Origin of the sequence: Nesterenkonia sandarakina (assembly GCF_014138825.1) — a bacterium.
GTDB lineage: Bacteria > Actinomycetota > Actinomycetes > Actinomycetales > Micrococcaceae > Nesterenkonia > Nesterenkonia sandarakina.
This window is the reverse complement of sequence record NZ_JACJIH010000001.1, coordinates 1,032,110-1,043,958: the sequence shown is the minus strand read 5'-3', so window position 1 is coordinate 1,043,958 and position 11,849 is coordinate 1,032,110. Positions and strand designations below refer to the sequence as shown.

Here is an 11,849-nt window from a genome sequence, read left to right as displayed (position 1 = left end):
ATCAGTACGTGGAATTGCGTGAATATTTAAGGATCGTCCATCGCGGATGGCTCATCATCGTGTTGGCGACCCTCGCCGGTATCGGCGCCGCAGCCACCTACTCACTGCTGCAGAGCCCGCAGTATGAAGCGGGTACCAGGGTGTACGTCTCCACGGACTCTGCCTCCACTGTGGCAGAGCTGGGGCAGGGCACCAGCTACACCCAGCAGATCGTGGCCAGCTTTGCAGAAGTCACCACCACTCCGCGGGTCCTGCAGCCCGTAATCGAGGAGTTGGGGCTGGAGCAGACACCTTCAGCGCTGGCGGAGTCGATCTCCGTCTCTACGGAGGCGAACACCGTGCTGATGCAAGTGACGGCAACCAGTGAGGATCCCAGCGGTGCGGCCGCGATCGCGAACTCGGTCACTGAGAGCTTGATCGGAGTCGTCGGTGAGATTACGCCAGGGTCGGACGATGACGCCAGCTCGGTCTCCGTCGAGATCCTTCAAGAGGCCGTGGCACCGGAGACCCCGGTTTCCCCCCGGGTGCCGTTGAACCTGGCTCTCGGATTCCTCGTTGGTTTGAGCTTCGGAGTTGGTATCGCGGTCCTGCGTGAAGTCCTGGACACTCGGATCCGCGGAGAGCATGACATCTCGGCAGTGACTGAAGCGCCTGTTCTTGGCGGGATCGTCTATGACGCTGAGGCGCAGAAGCGGCCGCTCGTGGTCCAGGTGGACCCGAAGAGCCCCCGTGCCGAATCATTCCGGACTCTGCGTACCAATCTCCAGTTCCTCGAGGTTGGAGAATCGAAACGAAGCTTCGTGTTTACCTCCTCGATTCAGGGCGAGGGCAAGTCCACCACGGTGGCGAACACAGCCATCACCATGCAGGAAGCTGGCCAGCGCGTGCTGGTGATCGACGCCGACCTTCGCCGGCCCAGGGTCGCGGACTACTTTGGGCTCGAAGGCGCAGTTGGTCTGACTAACGTCCTGATCGGCAAGGTGGATCTGGCGGACGTCGTCCAGTACTGGGGTCCACACGATCTCGCCGTGCTGCCTGCTGGAGACATCCCGCCGAACCCCAGTGAGCTTCTCGGGTCGCCGAGTATGGATGCACTGCTTCGGTTCGTGGAGGACCAGTTTGATGTGGTCCTCATCGACGCACCTCCGTTGCTTCCCGTGACCGACGCGGCCGTGTTGGCTACACGTGCCACCGGCGCGATCGTCGTCGTGGCCGCAGGAAAGACCGATCGGCACCAGCTTAAGGGCGCTGTCACCTCGCTGGAGAACGTCGGCGCCAAACTCTTTGGCCTCATTCCCACCATGCTCCCCACCAAGGGTCCTGACGCATACGGGTATGGGCGCTACGGACACTCATACACCTACGAAGACGACCGAAAGGCGTAGCCATGTCGGATGCATTTCGGATCCTGGTGGTCTGTACCGGCAATATATGCCGCTCGGCCCAGGCCGAGCAGCTCATCCGCGCCAGGATTGCTCAGGAGTGCCCAGCGCTCGCGCCAGTCGTAGAGGTCGAGAGCGCGGGCACCGGGGCCCTTGTTGGGGCCGGAATGCCCGTGGAAGCAGCTGAACTCTCCCAGCAGAATGGTGGCGACCCCACCTTTCACCGCGCTCGTCAACTCGAGGTCCAACACGTGAGAGCGGCAGATCTCGTCCTGGTGATGGCTGCAGAGCACCGCAGTGCGGTCGTCCGACTTCTGCCTCGTGCGTCGCGGAACACATTCCTTCTCACAGAGTTTGCAGCCTTGCTCGAGAACGCGGAGCAAAACATCGAGAGTCAGACCGAGAACTTCTTGAGTTTTTCCATGTTGGACAGACTGCGTGCGGCAGTGAAGTCCGCGTCAGTGCGTCGAGGGTATTTGCCCTTAGAAGATTCAGAATTGATCGATGTCGTCGACCCATACCGCCGCTCGAAGGACGTCTACGAGGACTCCGCGCAACAGATCGTTCAGGCGCTTGACCGTACCCAGCGAGCCGCGGTGAGTATCTCCGGGCGGGTTAACGGATGAGCCGAATGGAGAGAACGCCCCAGCGTCTATGGTCGATGCCTCGCACGGCGTGGGTTGTGGCGGGGCTGGCGGTCTTCGTCGCCGTCGATATCGTTCTTATCGCGCTCGCGCTTGGATGGGGTCGAGACGCACCACGGGTTGTCGAGCGGGGTGCGTCTGTTGAATCATCTTTTCAGGCTGAAGATGATTCCGAGGAGACCTTGGACGAGCCGCTGCAGTCAGCCGCGCCGGAAGAACCAAGAGTTGCACCACGCTTGATCTCTGCCGTCAGTGAGACCGTTGCATGGCGTTCCGAAGGAGGTGCCTGCGCTGAACGAAGCGAGATCGAACTGACCGTGGATGGGGGACAAACCTGGGGTTCTGCATACCCCGCGGTAGACAGATTGGGACGCCCGCTCTGGCTATCGGGGGCTGATTACCTTGCCGTTCAGTCGGCAATTGCCTCTGGACCTGATTGTGAGCGTCAAGGCATTCGCACCTACGACTCCGGGGCCTCTTGGACACAGGACGATCAGGTGGTGACCAATTCCGTGCTTGTGGACCCTGGCGATCCTTCTCTCGTGATCTGGGGCGGCGACGCCGTTGAGGGGCCATGTGATGACACGCATCAGGTTGCCGTTACAGGTGGAGTCGCGGCTGCGGTTTGCAGTGATGGCTCAGTTTGGACTACTCCAATGGGCAGCACGGGCTGGTCTGAGTCTAGTATCGAGGCTGCTGTGGCGCTGAGCGGTTCAGATGGTCGATGGATGGCTGCAGTTGAATCTGCTGACTGTCAGGGGCTCAGGCTCGTCGAATTTGATGATGCCTCCGCCGAGTCCTATGCCTGCGCACCTGCAGAAGCTGCAGCGGAAGTTGCCATCGATCTGTCGGGTAACGCCCTCTGGCTATGGTCGGGGGACCAGGTCATGATCTCCACAGACTTTGGAAGAAGCTTCAACTGATGTCAGCTGCAGAAGCTCCAGACATGCATGCCACGTATACGGGTATCCAGGCTGTGACGAAAGACGTTTTACCTCGAAAGGAGTGGCAGAGGCGGTACGCGACTCGATTGCTCATCACTGACTTTGTTGTGCTAGCACTGGTTATTGGCGCTATCCAAATTTTGTGGCTTGGCATAGACAATACCGCGCACTTTGGATTCCCTAGCAGTAGCGGGGATCAGTACGGGGGGGAAGTCAGTTACGGCGTAGTCTCCGGCGCCATACTCTTCGTCTGGATGTTGGTCCTCATAGCGGTCGGAAGTGTCGACTCCCGCGTGATGGGCGTCGGGCACACCGAGTACCGAAAGATTACCGACAGCGGCATCGCTCTTTTTGCTGGGGTAGCCAGCGTGATGTTCTTGCTCAAGCTTGATGTGGCCCGCGGCTACCTCCTCCTAACTTTCGCGCTTGGCACCGTTGGATTGCTTTTCGCTCGGATGGTCTGGCGCAAGTGGCTCAAAAAGCATCGAACCCGAGGAGACTATTCAAACCAGGTAGTCCTGGTGGGGTCCCGGTCGTCGATTCGCCATATTTCGGACGAATTGGCGAAACAACCCTGGGCAGGTTACAACGTTGTGGGAGCGGCTTTAGCCCAGGACCCGAGGGATAGCGGGATCCTTGCGATAGGCAACATCCCTGTCATCAGTGATTTCGACGGTGTGCGCGAGGCTATGGACATCATCGGCGCTGATACAGCCATCATCACTGGAGCAGACCACCTCGACCCAAAGAGAGTGAGAGAGCTGAGCTGGGAACTTCAGAAGGGCGAGTACTCGCTGGTCATGGCGCCGAGCCTGACCGACATCAGTGGCCCTCGCATACACAGCCGGCCAGTCGCGGGTCTACCGCTGATGCATGTTGAGACTCCACGGTATACGGGTCTGCGGGCCGCGATGAAGCGTTCGTTCGACATCGTGGGCTCTCTCACGATCATTGCCCTCCTGTGGATCCCCATGTTGATCGTCGGGATACTGGTCAAAACCACTTCCCCTGGTCCGGTGTTCTTTAAGCAGCATCGAGTCGGGCTTGATGGGAAAGAGTTCCGGATGTGGAAGTTCCGGTCGATGCGCAGGGATGCAGAGCAGGTGCTTGCCCAACTGGACGCTGCGGACCGGATGGACCCGGGGAACATTCTGTTCAAGATGAAGGATGACCCCCGCGTGACAGCGGTAGGTCGGTTCATTCGTCGATACAGCATCGACGAGCTGCCGCAGGTGTTTAACGTCCTGACGGGCAGCATGTCCCTTGTGGGGCCGCGGCCCTCGCTGGCCCGAGAAGTTGCCCAATACGAACACCACGTCCACCGGAGATTCTTGGTTAAACCCGGTATTACTGGGCTCTGGCAAGTCAGTGGTCGTTCCGACCTTCCGTGGGACGAAGCTGTCAGGCTGGACTTGTATTACGTGGAGAACTGGTCGATGACTGCAGACCTTGTCATCCTCTGGCGGACGGCGAACGTCGTCATCCGGGGCTCTGGTGCGTATTGAATCCTGGACATACGCCCAACTTTCAAGCACGTTAAAGATGACCAGACCGCTTGGCTTCTGCAGTCTGAGCAGAGGGGCTCGTGTGGGGGAGGGGCGGAAGGTGGTGAGGTAGCTATGGCCAGTTGCGGAACGGCATCTCTCACCAAGGCGAATCAGGCTGAGGTCTTATCTGAGCCTTTCTGGAAGGTTTGCCCACAGATCCAGGGTCTGATCGACCGATCACATTGCCATATGAACTTAGCCCGCAGCGTCCATGGGTTGCGATAGCTGAGGTGCCGATAGTCATGCGACTTAGGGAGCCGTTAATTACAATGAACGACAAGCCAATAAATGAGATCCCTCATGAGCCCAAGACGATCGTGATTGTTGGTACTCGGGGGTATCCCAGCTACTACGGGGGATTTGAGACGGCGGTCCGGAAGCTCGCCCCGTATTTGACGAACAGCGGTTGGGAAGTCGTGGTCTATGGGCGTGATGGCACGAGTCGCCCGAATGATCCGGACATCGACCCTCGAGTGACCTCAGTGGTTACTCGAGGGCTTGAAACTAAGTCTCTGAGTACCCTGTCTTATGGCTTCTTTTCAGCCCTTGACGCTTGGAAGCGCAAGCCTGATGTCGCCATCGTCATGAACTGCGCGAATGGTTTCATTCTGCCCTTATTGAAGCTTCGTGGTATCCCGACCCTCGTTAACGTCGACGGGATGGAATGGGAGCGCGCGAAGTGGGGTCGAACGGCAAAGTTTGTTTTTAAGCTCGGCGCTAGGTTCTGTGCTTGGTTTGGAACCCAACTGGTGTTTGATGCGCACGAGATCGCAAGGCGCTGGCAAACGGAGTTCAAGCGTGAAGGAGTAGTCATTCCCTATGGGGGTGACTTTCGCGAAGAGCTGCCCCTAGAGGAAGACCTTGAGTCAAGGTCATACGTACTGTATGTTGCTAGATTTGTGCCAGAAAACTCCATCCGCGAATTCTTAGACGCTGTTCAAGAACTGGCACAAGATACGGATGTTGTGATCGTTGGGTCGAGCGGGTATGGCGGGACGTTCGATGAGCTCGCTTGTGAACTGGCTGACCGATACCCCCGGGTGCGATGGCTGGGACACGTGGACGATGACAACCGTCTACATGCGCTTTGGCAGCACGCAGGAGTGTATTTCCATGGACACTCTGTCGGCGGAACAAACCCTGCCCTAGTTCAAGCCATGGCGCTTGGCGCTCCTGTAGTTGCACGTGACACTGTGTTTAATCGCGAGGTGCTCGGTGAAGCCGCGGTCTTTGTGATGCCGGAAGCGCGACTGATCGTTGACGCACTTCGATCGACGTTGCGGGACAGAAAGACTGCTGAGATCATGGCGACCGCCGGTACGAAAAGAGCGCGCGCTAACTACACATGGCCGAGAGTTAACCGCCAGTACGAAGAGTCCAGCCGTGAACTCGTCCGCCTTCGACTCCAAGGAATGAATTGGTGACGTCACCATACCAGCACCCAAATCCCGATTGGGCGGCAGTCGTCCTTTACTACCGTAGAGGTGAGGAGATTTGGGAGACGATCGATTCGATCGTTAGTCAGGACCCCCCGCCGAAAGACGTGGTGATTGTAGATAACGCGTCGCACGATGGCACGCTCAACGCAGAGAACGTACGAGCGCATGGGGCACGCCTTATTCAATTGTCTGAGAATAAGGGCTACGCGGGCGGCATGAACTGTGGGGTTGCAGCCCTAGGCGACGCATCTTGGGTGCTGCTCGCTACTCACGACATCCTATTGCCATCCGGTGCCGCGACCAGTGCGCTGAGCGCCGTGGCTGCAGTTCCGTCGACAGTGGCAGTGGGTCCGATTCTTGAGGTTGACAATTCGACATGGTCAGCCGGAGGCACGATCGGCATGCGCGGACCGCGCCACACCACAAAGGTGCCAGATAGGCCCATTGAGGCTCAGTGGCTCGACGGGTGTTGCATTTTTGTTCGCACATGGGCTTTGCGTGAGGTCTCTGGAATCGACGAGCGCTACTTCTTGTACTGGGAGGATGTTGACCTGGGCCACCGACTGTCCAAGCTAGGAGCGCTAGTAGTTACCCCGGAAGTGCGTGTGATCCAGGAAACTGCCCGGACACCAGTGTACTTTGGTGCGCGCAATGCCATCGTCTACTGGCGAGCTAGGCGCAGCTATATCGCAGCGGCTGCAGCGACGGTTCTTTCGCTCGCCAAGGTAATAGTTCGTGATCATTCGCGGCGCGAGGCCGCCGTTGCGCGGTTGAGTGGAGTTCGAGACGGATGGACAGGCCGTTTGAATGTACCGCAGTCGCTGATAAGGGAGCATTGAAGCATGGCGCACACAGTAGGAATCGTCAACCCACTACCGAAGATGCTCGCGTACTATCAGGCTGCGCTGTCGGAGCACCTGAGGCGCATAGAGTGCGAACCAGTAGCGGTGGGCGACGTTTCTATCGAGGGATTGACACTACCGCGAAAATTGGTGACAGCTTCCACGGTGGCTATCGGGCGTCGGAGGCGTCCAGTATCGCTAGACCACGTTCTAGTCTCATGGCCGGCGTTCGGCTACTTCGATGCGGCAACTTGGGCCCACTACGCACGCCACACTCCAATATCGATAGTTGTTCACGACGTAGATCCCCTTCGTAAGCAGTTTGGGTACGGGCGGACGGCGAGGCGGGCTTTCGCGACCGCAGTTTCGAAGAGAAACATCGCTGCCATTACACACACGGAGGACGCAACCCGCCGCCTACGGGAGTTGACCGGAGTTGATGCGACGTGCATACCGCATCCCATCCGATCGAAAGCTGCTCGTCAGACCCTTCCGCAGAGGAACACCAAGCGTCTGCTGGTGCTCGGCCAGTACAAGGAGGCGCGCGCCATCGACCCAATGGTGGAATTGGGGCGCAAGATTGGGGGGCGCGTTGAATTGCGAGCAGTCGGGAGAGGGTGGCCTGCAATACCGGGGTGGGACGTTCGCGATGATTTTGTAACTGAGAGCGAATTCACGCGGGAGCTTCAAGAAGCAGACGCAGTCTTATTACCTTACAAGTTTTATCAACAAAGCGGAGTGATGGTTCGGGCATTCGAACTAGGAATACCGGTCGTTGGAACGCCACATCCCCAGCTAGCCCAGCTCTACGGTCAGACCTGGCCCGGAACCGTGCAAGACGCTGATTGGGGGTCGGCAGTTGAGCAAACTCTGGGCAACGATACTGAAGCTGGCCTACTTCGTCGAAAGCAAACTCTCATTGCCGAAATTGACGCGTCTCTATCTGCTCACTTAAATGCAGGTATAAAATGAGATACTCTATTTCAGTCGTAATACCGGTAAAAGACCGTTTAGAGCTTCTTTTGGAGTCTTTGCAATCAGTCTTCAGCCAGACGATCCAGCCACTTGAGGTCATCGTTGTAGACGACGGGTCCGCTATCCCCGTCGCGACTGGCCTCAAAGCCAGAGGTGTTTCCTCCGCTGGTTTGCGAATTATCCGGTTGGAAACCGGCCGTGGTGCGAACCATGCGCGTAACGTTGGTGTTTCTGCGGCGACTGGGGACTTCGTCGCTTTTCAGGATTCTGATGACATCTGGCAGCCACACAAACTTGAGCATCAACTGCGAGCCGCGACAGCTGCCCGAGCGAACCAAGCGTTTGTCTATTGCCCAGTTGAGCGACGTCTTGCAGATGGGCGTGTATTCCAGTTCCCGCCTAGCGGCTTACTTCCGGTTGGAACAGACGTCCCCAAACAGTTGCGTCGAGGAAATTTCATCAGCACCCAAACTGTATTGGCGAGCCGTGCTCTCCTTATTAGGCATAGGTTTAACGAGTCATTGCCTAGACTGCAGGACTGGGAAGCTTGGATTCGCATGACAGGAGACGCTGATTTCATGGGGGTGGATTGTGCGCTTGTAATTAGTCGCGAGACGGAGGTAAGTATTAGTACAAATCCGACTCTCTACGCGGTCGCACTCCCTCAGATTATTAAAAAGCATCGGTCGTATTTCCGCGAAGACAAGGAAGCCCTAGCGCACTGGTCTCGTTCAGCGCTCGCACTTAGCCTCCGAAACGCCAGGTTTCTCGACGCAGCCAGATGGGCTTGGGAGATGGTGCGTGCTGACTTCAGCAGTACAAACAGCATCCTCCGAGGGAGGCTTCCACGAATTATCGAGCACGGTTCAATTTCAGCGGTCCCGCGACTGCGGCCTGTCTCATGTGAGGGGTCCTAAGTGACTCTAACTCTTGTCATCCTCGCTAGTTGCGCACTAGCTGCATTGGTTCTTCCCTTCAGGTGGATCCTAGTCTGGGGAGCTCCGCTTGCGGCGGTAATTACTCCTATCGCCGCGAATCTTTTGGGCGGAACCGTCGCCTCACCGCTCAATATACTGATCTTGGTTTCCCTAATCCGCCTGGCGGGTGGTAAAACGGCGTCGCAAGATGGCGGAGGGCTGAGTGTCCGGCAGACGTTTGCCCTGTTGGCGCTGTCTTGCGCGTTGCTCGCCACGCTTCTCACGTTCGGCGTGAGAGAGGGCTCTATAAGTAGTATCAGCTCTCTAGCCGTAGGGTTCATCTGCGCCGTAGTTGTCTACCTGATTGCTATGCCGCGATACGGGCTGGGACTCCGAGACGTCATAAAGCCATGGGTGATGCTCGTTCTGCTGACGTCTGCCCTACAGCTCGTCGAGGTAGTAGCTGGACGACTAGTGATTCCCGAATCGTCCGCTTTTTTTCATTCGCCGCATAGGAATGGGGAGATTCGCGCTCAGGGACTCTTCCCTCATCCGATTGTCGCGGGTGTGATCTGTATGACGGTTGCTGTTTGGGCAATAATTACGCCAAGACTAGCGTTCTTCTCGCGCGTCGCGTTGGTTGTGGTGGCTCTGGGCGGATCATTGAGCACTCAAAGTAGGGGGCCGCTTGTCGCTGGGCTGGTCGGGTTGGCAGTTGCGGTACTCCTCCGGTGGGTGGGGAAAAGTCCATCGGGACGGAGGTACCTCCTCGGTGCACTCGTCTTGGCTGGGGTTGCAGTAGTCGCGTTCCTTCTAAGCACCGTTGCAACAACTTATATCGGTGGTTCTAATGAGGCACAAGCTAGTGCGAATTATAGACTGGCCCTAATTACCTCCGGAACAGCCGCGATAGCGGAGAATCCCTTCGGCTTTGGTCCTGGCCAGGTGCCAGCTGGAGTTCTTCTTGTGGACTCGATCTATGGGGTGCTCGACCTGTCGCAAAGTATAGATAATGGTTTTCTTCTGCTCGCTTTCGAGTATGGGGTCCCAACAACGATACTTTTGTTTGTCTTCGTCTGGGCCGCCCTCTCAGGTCAACGGTCGTCTCCGGACTTAACTGCTATGGCCCTGCTGGCTGTTCTATTGTTTACTGGCATTTTCGTCTCTATCACGTCGTGGGCGCCTTACACATTCTTGCTCGCGCAAGTTGTTGCTACAGGAGGGCTGTCTAGATCAACTCATCTATACTCTGGTGCTCCAAAACAGATCCAAGCGTGCAAACGTACTTCAGCTACGCGATAAAGGACAACTAGGTGACGTTCTCGTATTTAGGTAACTACAGGTTTGAGGTTTAAATTCATGCGCAGATCTAGTTCCACGGTCTCTGTGTTGCATCCAGTGCGTAAAAGACTCGTTCCAACCGACGGTACGGTTGCGAATCCTTACCTCGAGCTCACTATTCAGTCATTACCCAGCGACAGGGTGAGTAACCTCTACTGGTCTTGGTCACGTGCAATTTTCGGGCGGTATGACCTCCTACACTTGCATTGGCCCGATGAGCTCGCTCATGCGAGTGGCAGACTCCAGAGGTGGAGCAAACGCTTTTGTCTAGCCCTACTAATCTTCCGAATACGCGCCACCCGCGTCCGGGTAGTACGCACAGTGCACAATCTGGAGCCACACGAGTCTACGTCGGGCGTCTCGGCCGCTCTGGTTGGTATGCTCGGTGCTGAGACTTCGCACTGGGTTGTCTTAAACGAGGTAACTCCGACACCTGACCGCACACGAACAACCCTGATCCCTCACGGACATTACCGTGGTTGGTATCGAGCCGACCCTCGCTCGCCTCAATCGGGCCGACTAATCGTGTTTGGTCTTATTCGGGAGTACAAAGGCATAGATGACTTTGTACGCGTATTCGGGTCAATGCCGGGCAAGTTCTCGTTGTGTGTTGCGGGGAGGGCCGACGACCCGCAACTTGCGGAGAGTGTTCGTGAGGCCGCACGCGGTGACAATCGAGTTGACCTGCAAACTAGGTTTGTCCCGGACGCTGAGCTGGCGGGCATGATTATGGATGCTGAGCTAGTTGTATTGCCGTATCGCCAGCTCCACAACTCTGGCGCTGCGCTCCTTGCACTATCTTTGGGTCGTCCCGTGGTTTGTCCTTCCAGCCCAACTACGGAACGACTTGCGTCTGAGTTTGGTAACCAGTGGATCATCACGTATGAGTCTCCTCTTGATCCGTCCAAACTAGCGGACGCAGTCAGGCGGGCACAAGATGGGTCCCTTGCTGGTAACAGCGAGCCGGATTTGTCCGCTAGGGATTGGCCCAAGCTTGGCGAGGCTTTGGCTGCGGTATATGAGCGTGTCGCGCGATGTGACTCTTCCCATGTTTGATACAGTCTCTGAGATTCTAAGGAACGTCGATACTTCTGTTTGTATCGGATGTTTTAAGCGAACTGTTCTATAAAAATTTTTGAGGATTCACTTGTCTGAAGGGGAAGCATGGTTGATTTTGAACCTCTGGGTCTATAGGACTTGGCTGGGGGACTTCTGCCAGGATCACCTCTATGACAGATTAGCTTCGGAATCTGCTCGCGGTTCGATTGATCCGCTATAAAGTTGTAACTCCCACCCCGGTTCGCAGTCTGACCGACCGATTCTCAGTACGATGAACTGTGGCCGGGACGTCGTGGCCATGACTTGGCTTTTGCCTCCCGCAGGCGTGTTGAGCGGACTAAGGCTAGATCTGGGTGGGCCATTTCGGTCTGCACTGAGACCCTTCGTGTTGGTGAATTTGAACAGGCGCGCTCTCGGCAGCGGTGAGGATGCCGTCGTGTCCTAGCCCCACATCGCTGAGTACCTAGTCGACCCGTTTGGCTGTTGTGCGCGAAGTCGGAGCTAAGCTTGAACTGATAGTCACGAATTGGGTATCCACCAGTTGATACTAAGGAAACGGCTCAGTCAGCTTGTGGTCGCCGATGCCTGCAGACTTGGCCAGACCAGAATTAATAATAGTGCGCTGCGGCAAACTCGCTAATGGAACCGCTCTGCGACGTATCGATCAAAAGTCGCGCGCGGGTTTGCAGTTCAGTTTTGGTTGGTTGAGGGTCTAACAAGACTCTCATCCAGTTGATGGAAAGAAGCAACTGATGGATC

General features: G+C 56.8%; 10 protein-coding genes. All 10 read left to right on the top strand.

Annotated elements, in window-relative coordinates:
* The first annotated feature begins 8 nt into the window (after positions 1-8).
* The 10 genes from HNR24_RS04725 to HNR24_RS14350 all read left to right on the top strand — a co-directional run bounded on the left by HNR24_RS04725 (position 9) and on the right by HNR24_RS14350 (position 11,087).
* Positions 9-1,385: a tyrosine-protein kinase domain-containing protein gene (locus HNR24_RS04725; RefSeq protein ID WP_182495157.1), complete on the top strand. Its 1,377-nt coding sequence runs from the start codon at positions 9-11 to the stop codon at positions 1,383-1,385.
* Positions 1,386-1,387: 2 nt separating this feature from the next.
* On the top strand, positions 1,388-2,008 hold the full coding sequence (locus tag HNR24_RS04720) for an arsenate reductase/protein-tyrosine-phosphatase family protein (RefSeq protein ID WP_182495156.1): 621 nt from the start codon (positions 1,388-1,390) through the stop codon (positions 2,006-2,008).
* A 5-nt stretch (positions 2,009-2,013) separates the two neighbouring features.
* Positions 2,014-2,949, top strand: a complete 936-nt coding sequence (locus HNR24_RS04715) for a hypothetical protein (RefSeq protein ID WP_182495155.1) — start codon at positions 2,014-2,016, stop codon at positions 2,947-2,949.
* Entirely contained in the window at positions 2,949-4,475 is a 1,527-nt protein-coding gene (locus tag HNR24_RS04710) for a sugar transferase (protein WP_182495154.1), read from the top strand. Before HNR24_RS04715 ends, HNR24_RS04710 begins: the two co-directional genes overlap by 1 nt.
* Positions 4,476-4,786: 311 nt before the next feature.
* Positions 4,787-5,941 carry a glycosyltransferase gene (locus HNR24_RS04705; RefSeq protein ID WP_182495153.1) on the top strand — a complete coding sequence of 385 codons (1,155 nt, stop codon included), beginning with the start codon at positions 4,787-4,789 and terminating at the stop codon, positions 5,939-5,941.
* Positions 5,938-6,795: a glycosyltransferase family 2 protein gene (locus HNR24_RS04700; protein WP_182495152.1), complete on the top strand. Its 858-nt coding sequence runs from the start codon at positions 5,938-5,940 to the stop codon at positions 6,793-6,795. Before HNR24_RS04705 ends, HNR24_RS04700 begins: the two co-directional genes overlap by 4 nt.
* A gap of 522 nt (positions 6,796-7,317) precedes the next feature.
* Entirely contained in the window at positions 7,318-7,770 is a 453-nt protein-coding gene (locus HNR24_RS04695; RefSeq protein ID WP_182495151.1) for a hypothetical protein, read from the top strand.
* On the top strand, positions 7,767-8,690 hold the full coding sequence (locus tag HNR24_RS14360; protein ID WP_182495150.1) for a glycosyltransferase family 2 protein: 924 nt from the start codon (positions 7,767-7,769) through the stop codon (positions 8,688-8,690). The genes HNR24_RS04695 and HNR24_RS14360 overlap by 4 nt, the downstream gene beginning before the upstream one ends.
* A gap of 369 nt (positions 8,691-9,059) precedes the next feature.
* The gene (locus HNR24_RS14355) at positions 9,060-9,992 is read left to right on the top strand and encodes an O-antigen ligase family protein (protein WP_375139290.1); all 933 of its coding nucleotides are present in this window, start codon (positions 9,060-9,062) and stop codon (positions 9,990-9,992) included.
* Positions 9,993-10,049: 57 nt separating this feature from the next.
* A complete protein-coding gene (locus HNR24_RS14350) occupies positions 10,050-11,087 on the top strand; it encodes a glycosyltransferase (RefSeq protein WP_375139261.1) in 1,038 nt (345 codons plus the stop codon).
* The last annotated feature ends 762 nt before the right edge of the window (positions 11,088-11,849 follow it).

Excerpts from the sequence above, each read along its gene's own strand:
- HNR24_RS04720 (WP_182495156.1), top strand. The coding sequence starts at position 1,388 with ATGTCGGATGCATTTCGGATCCTGGTGGTCTGTACCGGCAATATATGC.
- HNR24_RS04715 (WP_182495155.1), top strand. The coding sequence starts at position 2,014 with ATGGAGAGAACGCCCCAGCGTCTATGGTCGATGCCTCGCACGGCGTGG.
- HNR24_RS04710 (WP_182495154.1), top strand. The coding sequence starts at position 2,949 with ATGTCAGCTGCAGAAGCTCCAGACATGCATGCCACGTATACGGGTATC.
- HNR24_RS04705 (WP_182495153.1), top strand. The coding sequence starts at position 4,787 with ATGAACGACAAGCCAATAAATGAGATCCCTCATGAGCCCAAGACGATC.
- HNR24_RS14360 (WP_182495150.1), top strand. The coding sequence starts at position 7,767 with ATGAGATACTCTATTTCAGTCGTAATACCGGTAAAAGACCGTTTAGAG.
- HNR24_RS14355 (WP_375139290.1), top strand. The coding sequence starts at position 9,060 with ATGCCGCGATACGGGCTGGGACTCCGAGACGTCATAAAGCCATGGGTG.
- HNR24_RS14350 (WP_375139261.1), top strand. The coding sequence starts at position 10,050 with ATGCGCAGATCTAGTTCCACGGTCTCTGTGTTGCATCCAGTGCGTAAA.